General features: G+C 65.5%; 18 protein-coding genes and 1 riboswitch. Of the genes, 14 read left to right on the top strand and 4 right to left on the bottom strand.

Annotation, left to right across the window (positions count from 1 at the left end; translation table 11 throughout):
• Nucleotides 1–67 precede the first annotated feature (67 nt).
• The 5 genes from U1E26_00585 (at nt 68) to U1E26_00565 (ending at nt 4,992) form a co-directional block, all read left to right on the top strand.
• Entirely contained in the window at nt 68–748 is a 681-nt protein-coding gene (locus U1E26_00585) for a hypothetical protein (GenBank protein ID MDZ4168137.1), read from the top strand.
• Entirely contained in the window at nt 741–1,310 is a 570-nt protein-coding gene (locus U1E26_00580; GenBank protein ID MDZ4168136.1) for a hypothetical protein, read from the top strand. The genes U1E26_00585 and U1E26_00580 overlap by 8 nt, the downstream gene beginning before the upstream one ends.
• A 111-nt stretch (nt 1,311–1,421) precedes the next feature.
• A riboswitch (cobalamin riboswitch) is annotated at nt 1,422–1,581 on the top strand.
• A 156-nt stretch (nt 1,582–1,737) separates the two neighbouring features.
• Nucleotides 1,738–2,700 (top strand): ABC transporter substrate-binding protein, encoded by a 963-nt coding sequence (locus U1E26_00575; protein ID MDZ4168135.1) that lies wholly within the window; start codon nt 1,738–1,740, stop codon nt 2,698–2,700.
• Between the two features lies 1 nt (nt 2,701).
• The gene (locus U1E26_00570; protein MDZ4168134.1) at nt 2,702–3,724 is read left to right on the top strand and encodes an iron ABC transporter permease; all 1,023 of its coding nucleotides are present in this window, start codon (nt 2,702–2,704) and stop codon (nt 3,722–3,724) included.
• Complete coding sequence (locus U1E26_00565; GenBank protein ID MDZ4168133.1) at nt 3,721–4,992, top strand: ABC transporter ATP-binding protein; 1,272 nt, start codon at nt 3,721–3,723, stop codon at nt 4,990–4,992. The genes U1E26_00570 and U1E26_00565 overlap by 4 nt, the downstream gene beginning before the upstream one ends.
• Before the next feature lie 16 nt (nt 4,993–5,008).
• Here the strand turns inward: U1E26_00565 and U1E26_00560 are convergent, their stop codons facing one another.
• Together U1E26_00560 and U1E26_00555 are read right to left on the bottom strand one after the other, a co-directional pair.
• The gene (locus U1E26_00560) at nt 5,009–5,833 is read right to left on the bottom strand and encodes an MBL fold metallo-hydrolase (protein MDZ4168132.1); all 825 of its coding nucleotides are present in this window, start codon (nt 5,831–5,833) and stop codon (nt 5,009–5,011) included.
• 228 nt (nt 5,834–6,061) lie between these two features.
• Entirely contained in the window at nt 6,062–7,339 is a 1,278-nt protein-coding gene (locus tag U1E26_00555) for an NAD(P)/FAD-dependent oxidoreductase (GenBank protein ID MDZ4168131.1), read from the bottom strand.
• A gap of 147 nt (nt 7,340–7,486) precedes the next feature.
• On the opposite strand from U1E26_00555, the gene U1E26_00550 reads away from it, so the two are divergent.
• The 3 genes from U1E26_00550 to U1E26_00540 are packed head-to-tail and all read left to right on the top strand — an operon-like array spanning nt 7,487 to nt 8,984.
• The gene (locus U1E26_00550; protein MDZ4168130.1) at nt 7,487–7,732 is read left to right on the top strand and encodes a glutaredoxin family protein; all 246 of its coding nucleotides are present in this window, start codon (nt 7,487–7,489) and stop codon (nt 7,730–7,732) included.
• Between the two features lie 34 nt (nt 7,733–7,766).
• The gene (locus tag U1E26_00545) at nt 7,767–8,429 is read left to right on the top strand and encodes a Rieske 2Fe-2S domain-containing protein (protein MDZ4168129.1); all 663 of its coding nucleotides are present in this window, start codon (nt 7,767–7,769) and stop codon (nt 8,427–8,429) included.
• A 12-nt stretch (nt 8,430–8,441) separates the two neighbouring features.
• Complete coding sequence (locus U1E26_00540; protein MDZ4168128.1) at nt 8,442–8,984, top strand: hypothetical protein; 543 nt, start codon at nt 8,442–8,444, stop codon at nt 8,982–8,984.
• Here the strand turns inward: U1E26_00540 and U1E26_00535 are convergent.
• Nucleotides 8,888–9,802 carry an SPFH domain-containing protein gene (locus tag U1E26_00535; protein ID MDZ4168127.1) on the bottom strand — a complete coding sequence of 305 codons (915 nt, stop codon included), beginning with the start codon at nt 9,800–9,802 and terminating at the stop codon, nt 8,888–8,890. The two genes, U1E26_00540 and U1E26_00535, sit on opposite strands and share 97 nt — an antisense overlap.
• A 51-nt stretch (nt 9,803–9,853) precedes the next feature.
• Complete coding sequence (locus U1E26_00530) at nt 9,854–10,321, bottom strand: NfeD family protein (protein ID MDZ4168126.1); 468 nt, start codon at nt 10,319–10,321, stop codon at nt 9,854–9,856.
• A gap of 157 nt (nt 10,322–10,478) precedes the next feature.
• Here U1E26_00530 and cysK point away from each other — a divergent pair, with 157 nt between their 5' ends.
• The 6 genes from cysK (at nt 10,479) to U1E26_00500 (ending at nt 16,416) form a co-directional block, all read left to right on the top strand.
• Nucleotides 10,479–11,444 (top strand): cysteine synthase A, encoded by a 966-nt coding sequence (gene cysK, locus U1E26_00525; GenBank protein ID MDZ4168125.1) that lies wholly within the window; start codon nt 10,479–10,481, stop codon nt 11,442–11,444.
• Nucleotides 11,445–11,861, top strand: a complete 417-nt coding sequence (locus U1E26_00520) for an Rrf2 family transcriptional regulator (GenBank protein ID MDZ4168124.1) — start codon at nt 11,445–11,447, stop codon at nt 11,859–11,861.
• Between the two features lie 163 nt (nt 11,862–12,024).
• Nucleotides 12,025–13,242, top strand: a complete 1,218-nt coding sequence (locus tag U1E26_00515) for a branched-chain amino acid ABC transporter substrate-binding protein (GenBank protein ID MDZ4168123.1) — start codon at nt 12,025–12,027, stop codon at nt 13,240–13,242.
• 133 nt (nt 13,243–13,375) lie between these two features.
• Nucleotides 13,376–14,320 carry a branched-chain amino acid ABC transporter permease gene (locus tag U1E26_00510; GenBank protein MDZ4168122.1) on the top strand — a complete coding sequence of 315 codons (945 nt, stop codon included), beginning with the start codon at nt 13,376–13,378 and terminating at the stop codon, nt 14,318–14,320.
• Between the two features lie 2 nt (nt 14,321–14,322).
• Nucleotides 14,323–15,561, top strand: coding sequence for an ABC transporter ATP-binding protein (locus U1E26_00505; protein MDZ4168121.1), 1,239 nt, complete (start codon nt 14,323–14,325; stop codon nt 15,559–15,561).
• A 27-nt stretch (nt 15,562–15,588) separates the two neighbouring features.
• Nucleotides 15,589–16,416, top strand: a complete 828-nt coding sequence (locus U1E26_00500) for an ABC transporter ATP-binding protein (GenBank protein ID MDZ4168120.1) — start codon at nt 15,589–15,591, stop codon at nt 16,414–16,416.
• Nucleotides 16,417–16,418: the final 2 nt, after the last annotated feature.

The following is a 16,418-nucleotide window of genomic DNA, read 5'->3' as shown; positions in this document are numbered from 1 at the left end:
ACACGGCGCGCCGCTTGCTAGACTGACCTCGTGATTGTCCGTTGGGTCTGATGAAGAATGGGGTCTGATGAGGCGGGATTCGCGGGTACCGGCGTGGCTGCCCTGGACACTGGTCGCCGCGGGCCTGATCGGCGCTCTGCTGTGCGCCGCCAACTTCCCCGCAGTCCAGGGCCTCGGCACCAAAGTGAGGCTACCGGTCTTTCACGGAGCGATGACGTGGGTCAATCTCGGGGCATTCTCATCCGTGGCCCTGCTCGCCCTCGTGTACCTCTTCACGCGGCGCGAAGGAGCCTATCGGTGGGAAGAGGCACTGCGTTGGATCGCCATTCCTATGTGGCTCGTCGGCTCGATCCTCGGTCTGAATGCGGCGCTTTCCACGTGGGACTTCACGGGCTCGAAGGCGTCGCCGCTGACGGTTGCGGCCGCCGACCCACGGCTGCTTGCCCAGTTCTGGATCCTCGTCGCGGCGTTCGCCGTGATCGCACTCGCCCTGGTCTTCGAGGACCGGCGCGTGCTCGCCGGAATCGACTTGGGCTTCGTCACCTTCATGTGGGTCGTGATTCTGAGAGCGGTTCTGGGGCCGGGGCGTGCGCTTCATCCGGACAGCCCGGTCATGAACTCCGATGAGATCATCATCAAGGCGATGTTCTTCGGGATCGTGATATCGCTCGCGATCGCGACACTGGCAGGCGCATGGGTCATCGCACGGGCTCGGGCAGGGAGGCTCCAGGGGGGCGCAGATGGCTGACACGCGGCGTGCGCTGCACCAGATCCCCGACGACCTCGACTTCGACTTGGTCGAGACACTGCTGACGTCGCGTTCCGATGCCGAGGCGGTGCTCGCGTACGGAGTGCTGCGAGAGATTTTGCCGGCGAGGGCGCTTCTGATGCTCGCCAACCTTCGTGAGATCATCGCGCTTCTGCCTGAGTCTCCCTTCACCAGCGGCACCGGACTGGATGCCCTCGAGCGCGCGGGAGCTTACGAGCCCACCGGCCGGTCGTACCGACGGCTGTTCGAGTCGGATCATGGCGTGTTCGGACTTGAGTTCATCGGCGAGGGCACGTTGTGTGAGGGAATCGTCGCGCACACCGCGACGAGCCGCTATGCGCTGACGGGAGATGCCCACGCGACGATCGATCATCAGATGCTGCTCGTTTTCGTGAGCCATGACGTGCTTCTCGACGCGATCTTGGAGGGGCTTCAGATACTCGGGCATGTGCTCGAGCCGCCCATCTACGTGACGATCGACGATTTTCCCAACGAGCACGGCACGGCGGCCGCGGTGCAGGCGTTCGACGACCTGTTCTGATCGGCCCTTGACCGCGCCGGGCACCGGGCGGTTGAGAGCGCAGGGCAGCGGGCGGTTGAGAGCGCATGGCGCCGGGGCGGTTGCGTGCGCTAGACTGCACGCACATTGTCAATCGAATAGGTGCCGCATGGTGCCCCGCGTATGGCCGCGAAACTCGGCTGCGGGGAGAATAGGGAACCCGGTGAGAATCCGGGACGGGACCCGCCACTGTGATGCGAGGGAGAACGCGTCCTCGTCAGTCAGGAGACCTGCCATGCGGTGCGCGACGCGGCCTTCGAGGACCAAGGCCGGCTCGCGGCTCAGTGAACCACCGGGCCCCGAACCGCTCCGTACCGGCATTCGAAGACTCGCCGTCCCACGTGGACAGCGGGTCTTTTCGTTTTCCGAACCGCGGGCGCGTCATCCGACGAAGGAGAAGGAGAAGCGCATGACCCGCATCGCCCGCTCGACCCGCACCAGGCGTGCCCGACTGGGCATGGCCGCACTTGCACTGGCCGCAGTCGCGGCGTTGGCCACCGGCTGTGGCGCGCCCGCGGAAGAGGCGCTGCAGCCGGTGGCCGAGACGCCGGTGTCGACCACCTACCCGCTCACGATCACCGACGACGCAAACCGCACGGTCACCATCAAGGTAGAGCCGCAGCGCATCGTCTCGCTGGCACCCGCCAACACCGAGATGCTCTTCGCGGTCGGTGCGGGCGATCGCGTGGTTGGCGTGACCAGCTACGACGACTACCCGGCCGAGGTCGCTGACATCGCGAAGGTGGGCGACTTCGCCGGACCCAACCTCGAGGCGATAGCAGGGGCCGATCCGGATCTCATCCTCGCTACCACAGGGGTGCAAGCCGACGTGATCACTCAGCTCGAGGAGCTGGGCGCCACGGTCATCGCCATCGATCCGCAGTCTCTTGACGGGGTCTACGAGGTCATCTCTGAGGTTGCGGCCGCGGTGAACGAGGTCGAGGCCGGAGAGGGCGTCGTCGCGCAGATGAGACTTGAGGCTCAGAAGGTCGCCGATGCGGTGGCTGGCAAGGAAACAGCGAGCACCTTCGTCGAGATCGCCCAGAATCCGTTGTTCACCACGGGATCCGGCACGCTGCTCGATGAACTCGTGACGCTTGCCGGTGGCGACAACGTCGTCGATGAAGCGGGATGGGTGCCGTACTCGCCCGAGAAGGTGGTGAAGTCCGACCCGTCGGTGTATCTGGCCACCAAGGGTTCGATGTCTGATCCGGCTGAACTCGAGAAGCGGCCGGGATTCGCCGAACTTCAGGCCGTCAAAGCCGGACGTGTCTACGTCTTGGACGATAACCTCGTCTCGCGGCCCGGACCTCGCATCATGCTGGGTCTGAGGCAGATCGCCGAGGCGATCCACCCCGAGGCGTTCCAGTAGCATGCCTGTCGCCCGCCGACGCATATCGAACGTCGTCCTGTTCTGCGTGCTCGCGGTGTCGCTCTTTGCGGCGGTCATCGCGGGTGTCGCGTTCGGGGCAGTGCCGGTGGCGGCGGGCGACGTGATCTCGGCTATCGGGCGTGCCCTCACCGGACGGTCATCCGGACTCGAAGATGCGCTCATCATCGGGGTGCGGCTTCCGCGCGTCGTGCTGGCGGCGCTGGTGGGAGCCGCCCTCGCGGGCGCCGGGGCGATCTACCAGGCGCTGTTCCGCAACCCGCTCGCCGATCCCTATATCCTCGGGGTCTCGAGCGGTGCCGGGCTGGGGGCTATGATCGCGCTCGTGGCCACGACGGGCTTCACGGGTGCGCGCTACGGCACGGTTCCGCTTGCCGCGTTCGTGGGCGCCTCCCTGACGATGCTGCTGGTCGTGCGTCTGGCATCGTGGCGCGGTCAGCTCGACACCGCTTCGCTGCTTCTGGCCGGTGTGGCACTGTCCTACACACTCGCCGCCCTCACCTCGTTCATCATGGTGTTTGCGCGCGAGCAGATGGCGACCGTCGTCTACTGGATGATGGGCGGACTGAGCGCCGCCTCATGGCCCTACGTGATGATGATCGCCCCCATGTTTATGGTGGGCGCCGCCATCGCCCTGCTGTCGACGCGTGAGCTCAATCTCATGCTGCTGGGAGATGAACGTGCCGGCCATCTGGGTCTGGACTCTCGCCGGTTCACGATGATCGCGCTGGGGACGGCTTCGCTGCTCACGGCGGCTGCCGTGGCGGTGGCAGGGCTCATCGGGTTTGTCGGGCTCATGGTGCCGCACGCGGTACGACTGGTTGCCGGTCCCGACCACCGGGTCTTGCTGCCGGCGTCGCTGCTGGGCGGAGCCACGGCACTGGTCCTGGCCGATCTGGTGGCGCGCACCGTGATCGCGCCGATCGAGGTGCCGGTCGGTATCGTCACGGCGCTGCTCGGCGGCCCGTTCTTCATCTGGCTGCTTGTGCGGGGGGAGCGCGCGTGAGCCGCCTCGGCGACACAGCGCTGCGGTTTGGCACCGTATCGGTCGGCTACGGCGGGCGCTGCGTGGTCGGTCGCGCGCGTCTGTCCGTGCGAGCCGGAGAGATCGTGGGACTCATCGGTCCGAACGGCGCAGGCAAGTCGACACTGCTTCGGGCGGTGACCCGCGATGCGCAGGTGATCTCGGGTGCGATTGAGATCTGCGGTCTCGATGCAAGCGGGATTCAGGCCCGGGAACGCGCCAGACTCGTGGGAGTCGTGCCGCAGCAGGTGAGCGTGGGCTTCTCGATCGCCGCGCGCGAGTTCGTCGAGATGGGTCGCCACCCGCATCTTCCGCGGTTCGGGCATCCGACCGAAGCCGACCGCAGGGCGGTCGACCGGGCCCTCGATCTCACCGATACCGCGCACCTCTCCGACCAGCCCGTCGATGCCCTGTCGGGCGGCGACCTTCAGCGCTTGGCGCTTGCCCAGGCGCTCGCCACCGAACCACGGGTGCTGCTCCTGGACGAGGCCACGGCGCACCTCGACCTGAACCACCGCATGCAGGTGCTCGACCTCGTCCACGCGCTGGCAGATGAGGGCCTGGCGGTACTGGCGGTCTTTCACGACCTCGATCTGGCGGCGCGCTACGCGGATCGCATCGCGGTGGTGGCCGACGGGGGGCTGGGAGATGCGGGTGCTCCCACGGTCGTGCTCACCGCCGAGATGCTGCGTGCTGTGTTCGGCGTGCGCGCGGTCGTCGGTACCGACCCGATTACCGGGAGCGTCGCCGTGACCCCCGTCTTGCGCGAGGGGGCCGTTCGCGACGCAGGGCGGCGAGCGCGCATCCACGTCGTGGGTGGTGCGGGCAGCGCGGCGCCGCTTCTGCGGCGTCTCGTTCTGGCGGGGCTCGAGGTGACAGCGGGGGCGCTCAACGCAGGCGATGCCGATGCCCTCGTGGCTGAGGCGCTTGGAGTTCGGTTCGCGCTCATCCCGCCGTTCGCGCCGATGGACTCGGCTGCGGCGATTCATGGGGCGCAGCTGGCCGAGACCGCCGACGTCGTCGTGGTGGGGCCGGTGCCGTTCGGGCACGGCAACATCGACAACCTGCTTATAGCCGTGCGTGCCGGCAAACCGCTCGTGCTGATGGGCGCTATCGACGACCGCGATTTCACGGGCGGAGCGGCGGACTCCTACTGGATCGAGGCGCTGGCATCCGGCGCGGTGGTCGTGCCGGATGCCGACGGCGCCGAGCGCGCGGTGCTCGAGATCGTCAGGCCCACAGCGCCGTAGAGGGAACGCGCTGCCGTCACCCTTCGGTCGGCACGCACGGTGCGGCCGGCACGCTCACTCCGTGCTGCCGAGCCACCTCGGCAGCGGCGGGATGCCCCAGCCGCTCGAGCGCGGCACGCAGCGCCCCGGCGGCCAGATCGGCGGTGTTGTTGGTGTGCGACCGGTGCAGGGCGATCACGCGGTTCAGTCCCCCGTGGGCGAGGCGCTCGAGGGCGGATGCGGCGTCGGCGTTGGACAGATGCCCTTGCTCGGAGAGGATCCGCCGCTTGAGGTGGTAGGGATAGGGGCCGCGCTCAAGCATGTCGACGTCGTGATTGAACTCCAGGCCGAGTACCGTGGCGTCACGAAGGCCATCGAGGGCCGCCGGAGTGAGCACGCCCGAATCCGTGGCGACTCCGAATACGTCACCCCCGGCCTCGATGCGATAGCCCACCGGCTGGGCGGCGTCATGCGAGGTCTCGAAGGAGTGCACCGAGAGAGCCCCGACAGAGAAGCCGTCCACGACGTCGGCGCACCTGCACTCGACGGATCGGTTCAGCGCCATTCGGCGTAGGGTACCGGGCGTCGCGTACACGGTGCATCCGGGAGCATAGCGGCGAGCGAAGACGTCGATGCCCTTCACGTGGTCGCCGTGTTCGTGGGTGACGAGGATCGCGCTGACCTCTGCGGGCTCGAGGCCTGCCGTTGAGAGCCGGTTCGCGGTCTCGCGCGCAGAGAAGCCGCAGTCCACGAGCACGAGGGTGCCGTCGTATGCGATCGCGGTGGCGTTGCCCGATGAGCCCGAGCCGAGCACGACGATGCGCAGGGCCGGGCAGTGTGTGTCGGAGGGGGGGCGAGTCATGCTCGCAGTCTACACCGCCGCGATGCCCCGCCTGCCCCGAAACGCAAGTGGAGGCGGCTCTCACGAAGAGAACCGCCTCCACTGTCTTCCCCTCCCCACTCGCAACGCCGCACTCAATGCGTTTGAGCGGCGCGCGCGGGCGGGTTCACCGCAAACTACTATACCCGATTGTCAGCGTGTGAATCGCTTCGTCAGACGCTGCGAACGGCGATCGGCTTCGCCCGCGTCCTACCGCTGCATCGCCAACAGCTCGCGTGTCCGGCTCCACGCAAGGCGCAGACCGCCGACCTGCCACCAGTACATGACGTAGGTCAGCCGCTTCATGAAGATCGCGGGGATTCCGGATAGTTGCATGTTGAGCGCCCAGCCGATGCCCCAGCTCGGCCCCACCGAGACGAACTCGCCGTGCATGTGCGGCTGGAAGGGCTCGGTGGGCAGGCCGTCGAGCTCGCGCAGGATGTTGTCAGCGGTATGCTCCGCCTCGCGTATGGCGTACTGTGCGAGCATCGGTAGGGTGCGGCCCGTCTCCGGGTGCTTGAACGCGGCCACGTCGCCCAGCACGTAGGCGTCGTCGTGACCCTTCGCCTTGAGGTCGGCTTCGGCGATGAGACGATTCGCGTTGTCCATCTCGAAGCCCCAGTCGGCCGCATGAGGGTCGGCCTTCGCCCCGCCGGCCCACACCAGAACGCTGGCCGGCACGTCGCGCCCGTCCTGCAGGACCACCGCATCCTCGGTCACGTGCGACACCATCGAGCCGGTCACCACGCGTACGCCGAGCTTCTCGAGGCGCGCAGTGGCCTTGGCGCGCTGCTCCTCGCGCAGGTCGTACAGGATCTGCGGGCGTCCTTCGACAAGCGAGATACTCAACTCCTCACGGCCCAGGCCGATCTCTTCGGCGCGTTTCGGCAGCAGCTGGCCCATGGTGCCGATGATCTCCACGCCGGTGGCGCCCCCTCCGCAGACCACGAAGGTAAGTGCGCGACGTCGGTCCTGCGCCGAGGGCATCCGTGCGGCGGCCCTCATCTGGTCGTTCACGCGGCGCTGGAGCTCCTGTGCGTCGGCCACCGACCACATGGTGACCGCGCGCTCCGCCAGACCGGGAACCGGCGGCAGGCTGGGCACCGCTCCCGTGCAGACGGCCACTCGCCAATACGGAACTTCATGACCGTCGCCGGTGTAGACCACGCGCTTGGCGAGGTCTATGCCTTGGACTCTGTCGAAGCACGTACGCACCGGCAGCCCTTTGAGCACCGCGGGCAGCCACAGTTCGCAAAACTCCGGACGCTCCGGACCCACAGCGACCAGATCGAGCTCGGAGAGCGCTTGCTGGCAGGGATTCGGTTCGACAAGCACGATCTCGACGTCGGTTCGGGAACGCTTCGCAAGCGCCTTTCCCAGCTTCACCGCGAGCGTCACACCAGCGTAGCCGCCTCCGGCGATCAGCACGCGCCGTGCGTCGGAATCGGTGTCAGCGCGCGGAGCCTCTTCGTCATGCGACGGTGCCACGGGGGTCTCCTCTTGTTGTCGTACTCGGGCGAAGCGCACGATGCTACCCGTTATTCATGCCCCTTGCTGAGCGGTTCCTTCGGCGAATGGGGAATACAACCCTCTAACACGCTGGAACTCTCGGGGCCGGCCCGCGAAGGAGAAGTGATGAAGATTCACCTATACGGTCTGTCGACTTGCCCGTACTGTCGCATGACCAAGCGCTATCTGGACGACCACGGCATCACCTACGACATGACCGAGGTCGACCTGCTCGATGGCGACGAGAAGCAGGCGGCGATCGATGAGGTGAAGCGCCTGTCCAACGGCACTTCCTTCCCGGTGCTCGTCGCTGACGACGAGGTCATCGTGGGCTTCAACAAGACCAAGATGGCTGACATCCTCGGCATCTAGGGCTCCGCATTCTTCAGACGAGAGGGGAGAGCGCGTGCGCCGCGTCTTCTTCGAGGGTACGACCGTCGACGATCTCAAGGCCTACATGGGGCCGTTCGCGGAGCGTCTCGGTTACAAGTTCAACACCGAGATCGAGTTCGTCGACGAGGTGTTGGAGAGCGAGCTCGTCGTCCTCGAGCGTGACGGCGACGTCTACTGTCCGTGTCGGGTGAGGGTGGGTGATCCCAAGGAGGACCTCAAGATCGTCTGCCCCTGCATTCCCTTCTACCTCGACGAGTTCGCCGCACTGCGCAAGTGCTGGTGCGGACTGTTCATCCGCGAAGATGTCGAAGACGGCGCCGACCTGATCGGCGTCATCGAGCAGCCTGAACCTGGCACTCAGGTCGACGTGCCGGTCTGCCTGGTCGAAGACCTTCAGCCCGGAACCGCGCGGCACGTGAAGGTGGGCAAGGTCGACCTTGCCGTCGTCCGAGTGGGCGAGGAGGTCTTCGCTCTGTCCAACGTCTGCCGCCATGCGTTCGCGCCGCTCGACGAGGGGTTTGTGGACGGGTATGCGCTCGTCTGTCCGTGGCACGGGTGGCGCTACGATGTGCGCGACGGCACCACGGACCACCCGAACGCCGATGTCAGGACGTTTCCGGCCATGATTCGCAACGGCGAGGTCCTGGTCACCGTACCGCTCGGCCGCGCGCGGTAGTACCCTGAGCGCATGAGCGCTCCATCGGCGACATCATCACCTTCAGTTCTCGTCCGCGTCAGCGTGGTCATGTGCGCGCTGTGCGGGGCGGGCGCAATGGCAGTGGCCGCCAGACCGGCCAACGCGACCCCGCTGCTCGCCGCGGCAGGGTTCGCTGGGCTGGCGGGGCTCGCCTATCCCTTCTCGCCGCGTCTCGCGGCCTATGCGCTCGTGATCATGGGCGCGTTCGCGTCGTTTGCGGCGGCCATCGCGTTGGTGAGTGGCAGCGCCGTCTCGTGGCTTCTCGTGGCTATGTGGGGGAGCGTCGCTCTCCTGCTTGCCGGACTGACGCACTTCACCGCAGCGAGCGAGGAGCCGGCGATGGCGTCGGTCACGGTTGCGGCCGTGGTCGCGCTTCTCATCCTGTCCGGTCTGGGAATAGCTCAGTACGTGACGCTGGAGGGAGCCGCCCCGGTTCGTCAGACGGCGTTGTTGGGTGCGTCTATCGGGGTTGAGCCGCTCTTGAACGCCTCCGCGAGTCCGCCTATCGCGCCCAGCACGTCGCTGATCTCGTAGGGCATGAATATCTTGGTCGCCTGGCCATTGGCGATCTTGGGCAGTGCGTCCAGGTAGCGCACGGCGAGCAGATCGCTCGTGGGATCGCCACGGTGGATAGCCGCATACACCGTTTCGATGGCCTGGGCCTCGCCCTCGGCGACCGCGATCTTCTGGAACTTCTCGGCAGTTGCGACTTCCTTGATGGCGGTCGCGCGACCTTCGGCATCGAGGATAGCCGCCTGCTTCGAACCTTCAGCGCGCGTGATGGCGGCCTGCTTGTCGCCATCGGCTTCGAGGATGAGTGCTCGCCGCGTGCGCTCCGCCTTCATCTGGCGGTGCATGGCCTCGGTGACGTCCAGCGGCGGCTCGATGCGCTGCAGCTCCACGCGCACCACGCGCACGCCCCACTTGTCCGTGGCGTCATCGAGGATCTGTCGCAGCGTGGCGTTGATCTTCTCGCGGCTGGTCAGTGACTCGTCCAGTTGCATCTCGCCGATGACGTTTCTCAGGTTCGTCTGGGCGAGCTTGGTTGCTGCCATGTAGAAGTTCGCCACGTTGTAGATGAGCTTCACGGGATCGGTGGCCTCGTAGTAGACGACGGCGTCGACGGTGACGACGACGTTGTCTTTGGTGATGACTTCCTGCGGGGGCACGTCGACCACGTTTTCTCGCATGTCGACCTTAGTGATCTTGTCGAAGAACGGGATGATGACGTGCAGCCCCGGCTCGAAGGTCTTCTGGTACTTGCCGAGGCGCTCGAGCACGCCTTTCTGGTACGGACGGACGATGCGGATCGCCGCAGCGAAGTAGATGAGCGCGAACAGCGCCCCGAACATCCCGAGCAGAACGATGCCGACAACAGCTCCGGTCATGACGATTCCCTTCGGTCAGGCGTCGGTTGCCGACGCTTCGCTCAACGGTCGTACGACGAGATGGGCACCTTCGACCCCGATCACTTCGACCTGGGTACCGGGCATGAGAACCGAACAGCCGGGTGACTCTGCCCGCCACTCTTCACGGTCCACGCGGACAAGTCCTTGGCACTCAGGCGGTTCAATTGCGCCGAGGAGGACGCCGGTCTTGCCCAGCAGGCGGTTGGCGGCCATGGACTGCGGGACGTCGTTGTCAGTGATGTGGTCGGCGAAGCGGCGCATCGTCACCAGCAGAACGCTCGATACCCCGACGAAAGCGGCCCACTGCCAACCGATGGAGCTGGGCCCCCAGAAGAACTGAATCAGTGCCGCGACGGCGGCTCCGATGCCGAAGGGAAGCAGGAAGAATCCTCCGGTGAAGATCTCAGCGACGCTCAGAATGACCGCCAGCGATACCCACACCCAGACCCAGTCGAATTCCATCGGCGCTCCCTTGGACAGGTTCCCTGTTGGTGGTATTCCACAACAGCGACGTTCGCTCACCGGGCAGGGTAATCGCACATAAAGCACTAGAATGGTGCGAGTAATCCGAAGCGCGTGCGGGTAGACTGTCTCTGAGCCACACGAGAGGAGCTCCATCATGGGCGGATTTGCACACAGGTTCACCGACATCGCTGCAACCATCGGGCACACCCCGGTCGTCCCGCTGCGCACTCTGAGCAGCGGATTACCGGGGACGGTGCTCGTCAAGCTCGAGTCGCGCAACCCGGGTGGTTCGGTCAAGGACCGCATCGGACGTGCCATGATCGACGACGCCGAATCGCGCGGGATCATCCGCCCGGGCGAGTCGGTCCTCGTGGAGCCCACGAGCGGCAACACGGGAATCGCGCTTGCGATGGTGGGGGCCACACGGGGCTACCGCGTCATTCTGACCATGCCGGAGTCGATGTCTGTCGAGCGGCGCAAACTGCTTGCGGCCTACGGCGCCGAGCTCGTGTTGACCCCCAAGGAGCGGGGGATGCAGGGTGCGGTCGACGAGGCCTTGCGCCTGGTCGAGCTGACCGAAGGCGCGTTCATGCCGAGCCAGTTCGACAACCCGGCAAACCCGCACGTGCACTACCTGACCACCGGGCCGGAGGTCGACGTGGCGACCGAGAACGATGACCTCGGGGCCTTCGTGGCGGGCGTGGGCACCGGCGGGACCATCAGCGGCGTGGGCCGCTATCTGAAGGAGCACCGCCCCGGCGCGCTCCTGATCGCGGTCGAGCCCGCAGAGTCGCCCCTGATCACCCAGACACGGGCCGGCGAACCGCTTGCTCCCGCCCCCCATCTCATTCAGGGCATCGGCGCGAACTTCGTTCCGGCCAACCTGGCCATCGAGCTGCTCGACGAAGTGCTCACGGTGTCTGGCGCCGATGCGATCGCCACGGCTCGCAGGCTCGCCTCGGAGGAGGGCATGCTCGTGGGCATCTCAAGCGGAGCCAACGTGGCAGCCGCACTCAGGATCGCCGCGCGCGAGGAGATGGCCGGACGCGTCATCGTCACGGTGGCACCGTCGACCGGCGAGCGTTACCTGAGCACCGCGCTGTGGGAACAGGCCGGGTAGATGCGAGTCTCCCAGCGGCTGGACTACGCACTGCAGGCGCTCGTCATGCTCGCCACGATGCCGGCGGGTACCCACATCGCTGCGGGGGACCTCGCCCAGAACCTGAGGTTGCCGAAGCGCTTCGTCGAGCAGCAGGTGACCCTCATGGCGCACGCCGGCATCGTGACCTGCCGTCGGGGTGCAGCGGGCGGATGCGCTCTTGCCCGACCTGCCGCGGAGATCACCGTGGCCGAGGTGGTGGAGGCCGTTCAGGGCGAGGTGCTCGACGTGCCGCGCCAACCGGGTTCGGCCAGCGCCGAGCTGTGGGCGGAGGCGGCGGGGACCCTGCACTCGTTCCTGGCGAATGTCACTCTCCAGGAGCTGGGCAGGCGGCAGGCCGAACTCGACGCGGATTCACAGCCTCTGTACTACATCTGAGCAGGTTCGCGCTCCTCCCCGAGTCCGTTGTTGCCTCGCGAGTCACTGTGCTACGCTATTTGGGTTGCGGTGCGGTGGGATGACCGCCAGCAATGCGCGGTCTATCAGAGGGATTGCCGCGCCGCCACTGTCGGCAAGAGTTTCAACAAGCAAGGGAGGGACTATGAAGGTGCGCAACAGGCGCCTCCTCGCCATCATGGCGGCCCTCGTCGCGGTTTCTATGATCGCGACGGGCTGCGGTGGCGGAGAGACCACGGACACAGGCGAGGAGCCTGCGGCCGAAGCAATGGCCATCAAGATCGGTATCGGTGCCCCGCTGACCCAGGGCGCGGTTGCTCTTGGCCAGGGCATGAAGCGCGGCGCTGGCCTCGCCATCAGCCAGGCCAACGAGAGCGCTGAGGCCAAGGAGCTTGGCATCACGTTCCAGGCGGTTGACGGTGACGACCAGGGTGACCCGAAGACCGGCGTGACCGTGGCCAACACCTTCGCGTCGGACCCGAACCTCGTGGGCGTCATGGGCCACCTGAACTCAGGTGTCTCCATCCCCGCGTCGAAGGTCTACCAGGACAACAAGATCGTCATGGTCTCCCCGGCCTCGACGAACCCCGCTCTCACGCTGCAGGGCTTCTCCGCCGTCAACCGCGTCTGCGCGACCGACGACGTTCAGGGTCCTGTGGGCGCCGAGAGCGCTTTCGGCAAGCTGGGCTTCAAGAGCGTCGTTGTCATCGACGACTCGACGCCGTACGGCGAGGGCCTCGCGGCTGAGTTCGCCAAGAAGTTCGAGGAGCTGGGCGGCAAGGTCCTCTTCACCGAGAAGACCTCCGATAAGGATTCGGACTTCAACGCCCTGGTCACCAAGATCAAGGCCGCGAATCCCGACCTCATCTACTACGGTGGCATCTACAACGCTGGCGCGATCCTGGCCAAGCAGGCCTCTGACGCCGGCGTCAAGGCGCCCCTCATGGGCGGCGACGGTCTCTACGACGGCGAGTACATCAACCTTGCTGGCGCCGAGCAGGCTGAGGGCGACTTCTGCACCTCTATCGGCCTCCCCGTCGACAAGCTGCCGAAGGGACAGGAGTTCTCTGCAGCGTACAAGGCCTTGTTCCCGAACGACGAGATCGCGGCCTACGACGCTTACTCCTACGACGCTGCCAACGTCATCATCGCGGCGACACTTGCGGTTGCCAAGGAGATGGGTGCCGACGCGGTCACCTCTCCTGAGGGTCGCGACGCGATCATCGCGGCCGTTCGCGGCTTCAGCGGCGAAGGCGTCACCGGTCCCATCTCGTTTGATGAGAACGGCGACACCACCAACAAGGCCATCACCACCTACAAAGTCGTGAGTGGCGCGTGGGCCGCGGAGATCCTGCCTGAGTAAGTGTTCAGGTGTTGAACCGCTCTGACGCAATGCGCCGGGCGGGCATCGGAAACGGTGCCCGCCCGGTCCCTGCGTGAAGGGTGCCGCGGCGGTCACAGGGGCCGGCGCGTGAGAGAGAAACAGGAACCCCAACGTGTCGTCTGCAGACGTCATCATCCAACAGCTCATGAACGGCGTGACCTTGGGTGGCATGTACGCGCTCATCGCGCTCGGGTACACGCTCGTCTATGGCATCCTGCTCATGATCAACTTCGCGCACTCGGAGATGTTCATGGGCGGCGCGTACGTAGGTCTCGGCATGCTGCTGTGGCTTACCAACGAGAGCTTTCCTGCTAGTGAATTCTTCACGGGCAGCACCTTCGGGCTGATCGCGCTCTACGTGATCGTCTTCGCCGTTTCGGCGCTGGCCATCGGCGTTCTGGGGGTCGTGATCGAACGGTTGGCCTATCGGCCGCTGCGTCATGCGCCTCGTTTGGCCCCGCTCATCTCAGCCATCGGCGTGTCGATCTTCCTTCAGAACGCCGTGCTGCTGTGGGTGGACTCGAAGGCCCTCCCGTATCCCATGTTCTTCCCGGTGAAGCCGGCGATCACGATCGGTGGAGCCACCCTGAGTACGCTGCAACTGCTCATCATCGGCACCTCGCTCGCACTGCTGTTCATCTTGGACACGTTCATTTCGCGCACCAAGATAGGCAAGGCGATGCGCGCGACCTCGCAGGACCGCGAGGCTGCAGGCCTCATGGGCATCAACATCAACTACATCATCGCGCTCGCCTTCTTCATCGGTCCGGCGCTCGGCGCGGTCGCTGGTGTGTTTCATGGTATGTACTACGGAACCGTCGTGTTCTCGATGGGCTTCATCCCGGGAATCAAGTCGTTCACAGCGGCGGTTCTCGGTGGAATCGGAAACCTACGTGGAGCCATGCTCGGGGGCTTCACTCTTGGCATCGTCGAATCGCTTGGAGCCGGGTTCCTCTCTACCGGCTATAAGGATGTCATCGCGTTTGGCATCCTCATTCTTGTCCTGATCTTCCGGCCGGGCGGCCTGCTCGGCGAATCCGTAGTGGAGAAGGTGTAACTATGGGCGGGAGCAAAATGAACGTGGCGACCAAAGTCGCCTCAGACAAGATGACGCCAGCACGGATCGCCCTGTTCGTGGGCATCGGCCTCGTCGTGGCACTCGCCCCGATCATCTTCCAGGGATTCGGGCAGCTCTTCATGGTCCGCATCCTGGCAATCGTCGGCCTCTACGTCATGTTGGCGCTCGGCCTCAACATCGTGGTCGGCTACGCGGGGCTGCTCGATCTCGGCTACATCGCGTTCTACGCCATCGGCGCCTACGCGGGCATGATCGGCGGGATGCCACTTTCGAACTGGCTGGCCGTCACGTTCCCTGATCAGCCGTGGATGCCGGGGCTGTCGTACTTCATCATGATTCCGATCGCCGCAGTCGCGGCCATGCTCACCGGTGTCGCACTCGGCACGCCTGTTCTGCGCTTGCGCGGCGACTACCTCGCGATTGTCACACTGGGCTTCGGCGAGATCGTCCGCATCGCCCTGAACAACAACGTGCTCAACCTTTCCAACGGTGCCGCCGGTCTGCCCAAGGCGGGCGAGGTGGTTCCCAAGCCGTTCGGACTCGAATGGCTCGCGGGAGTGACGTACTTCAAGCTCCCGGAGATCGGACCGAACGGGTTCACGTTCCTGTTCACGGCGAACGTGTACTGGTACTACATCATCGTGTTGCTGTGTCTGCTGACCATCTTCGTGGTGCGCCGTCTTGATGACTCGCGTCTTGGTCGCTCGTGGACCGCCATGCGCGAGGATGAAGTGGCTGCGGCCTCGATGGGCGTCAACATCACGGGTGCGAAGCTCTACGCCTTCTCGCTGGGCGCCCTATGGGGCGGTATCGCCGGCATCACGTTTGCGAACTTCCAGGGCTTTGTGAGTCCGGAGTCCTTCACGTTCATGGAGTCGGTTTTCGTGGTCTGCGTCGTCGTCCTCGGCGGCATGGGGTCCATCCCTGGGGCCATCGTCGGCGCGCTCATCATCCAGGGCGTACCTGAGTTCATTCGCGGGATGGCTTCGTCGGGCATCTTGGATCTCTCCGCAGAAGCCCAGTCTGCCGTCTCGAACTACCGGTACCTCGTGTTCGGACTGCTCATGGTCATCATGATGGCGTGGAGACCGCAGGGGATCCTGCCGTCAAAGCGCAGGGCGCGCGAGCTGCATCCGGATGACGACAAGACGCTCGACGATATGAACCAGACCATCTATGACGCTCAGCACGACACCGCAACCCCGGGCGAGGACTTGTAGGCCGGTCGCAGAGAGGTACGGAGTGACATGGCACGCGTGGTAGAAGCAAACAACGTCACGATGCAGTTCGGCGGCCTCAAGGCCGTGAGCAACGTGACCATGAATGTCGAAGAGGGCGAGATCGTCGCGCTCATCGGCCCCAACGGCGCCGGCAAGACGACGTTCTTCAACCTGCTCACCGGCATCTACACGCCGACTGAAGGGACGCTGACCTTCGAGGGCCAGTCCGTCGGTGGCGTCAAACCACACAAGATTGCCAAGATGGGCATCTCACGCACGTTCCAAAACATCAGGCTCTTCCAGAACATGACCGCGCTCGAGAACGTCATGGTCGGACGTCACACGCGAACCAAGGAAGGCCCCATCGGCGCGATCTTTCGTACGCCGAAGTTCAAGCGTGAGGAGCGTCAGACCGAGAGCAAGGCGCGCGAGTGGCTGCAGTTCGTAGGCCTTGAGAACGTCGCAAACGAGCTCGCGAAGAACCTGCCCTACGGTGACCAGCGCCGACTTGAGATCGCGCGAGCCCTGGCGACGGAGCCCCGGCTCATCCTGCTCGACGAGCCGGCCGCAGGCATGAACCCGCAGGAGACCCAGTCGCTCAACGGCCTGGTTCGCAAGGTGCGCGAAAATGGCGTGACGGTGCTTCTTATCGAGCACGACATGAAGGTCGTCATGGACATCGCGGACCGCATCTACGTCCTGGACTTCGGCGAGCTCATCGCGCAGGGGCTGCCCGCAGAGATTCAGCGTGATCCCAAGGTCATCGAGGCGTACCTCGGCAAGGGCGCGGAAGCCATGATGGCCGCGCACGATGAGATCCGCGAGGAAGTACCCGTCGCAGGCGGGGAGGAGTAACA

This window comes from Coriobacteriia bacterium, from assembly GCA_034370385.1.
In the GTDB taxonomy this organism is placed as follows: domain Bacteria; phylum Actinomycetota; class Coriobacteriia; order Anaerosomatales; family PHET01; genus JAXMKZ01.
This window is presented reverse-complemented; position numbering and strand designations above follow the sequence as displayed.

Bases quoted from the DNA above. Each gene is read 5' to 3' on its own strand.
- U1E26_00585 (MDZ4168137.1), top strand. From the start codon at position 68: ATGAGGCGGGATTCGCGGGTACCGGCGTGGCTGCCCTGGACACTGGTC.
- U1E26_00580 (MDZ4168136.1), top strand. From the start codon at position 741: ATGGCTGACACGCGGCGTGCGCTGCACCAGATCCCCGACGACCTCGAC.
- U1E26_00575 (MDZ4168135.1), top strand. From the start codon at position 1,738: ATGACCCGCATCGCCCGCTCGACCCGCACCAGGCGTGCCCGACTGGGC.
- U1E26_00570 (MDZ4168134.1), top strand. From the start codon at position 2,702: ATGCCTGTCGCCCGCCGACGCATATCGAACGTCGTCCTGTTCTGCGTG.
- U1E26_00560 (MDZ4168132.1), bottom strand. From the start codon at position 5,833: ATGACTCGCCCCCCCTCCGACACACACTGCCCGGCCCTGCGCATCGTC.
- U1E26_00550 (MDZ4168130.1), top strand. From the start codon at position 7,487: ATGAAGATTCACCTATACGGTCTGTCGACTTGCCCGTACTGTCGCATG.
- U1E26_00540 (MDZ4168128.1), top strand. From the start codon at position 8,442: ATGAGCGCTCCATCGGCGACATCATCACCTTCAGTTCTCGTCCGCGTC.
- U1E26_00535 (MDZ4168127.1), bottom strand. From the start codon at position 9,802: ATGTTCGGGGCGCTGTTCGCGCTCATCTACTTCGCTGCGGCGATCCGC.
- U1E26_00530 (MDZ4168126.1), bottom strand. From the start codon at position 10,321: ATGGAATTCGACTGGGTCTGGGTGTGGGTATCGCTGGCGGTCATTCTG.
- cysK (MDZ4168125.1), top strand. From the start codon at position 10,479: ATGGGCGGATTTGCACACAGGTTCACCGACATCGCTGCAACCATCGGG.
- U1E26_00520 (MDZ4168124.1), top strand. From the start codon at position 11,445: ATGCGAGTCTCCCAGCGGCTGGACTACGCACTGCAGGCGCTCGTCATG.
- U1E26_00515 (MDZ4168123.1), top strand. From the start codon at position 12,025: ATGAAGGTGCGCAACAGGCGCCTCCTCGCCATCATGGCGGCCCTCGTC.
- U1E26_00505 (MDZ4168121.1), top strand. From the start codon at position 14,323: ATGGGCGGGAGCAAAATGAACGTGGCGACCAAAGTCGCCTCAGACAAG.
- U1E26_00500 (MDZ4168120.1), top strand. From the start codon at position 15,589: ATGGCACGCGTGGTAGAAGCAAACAACGTCACGATGCAGTTCGGCGGC.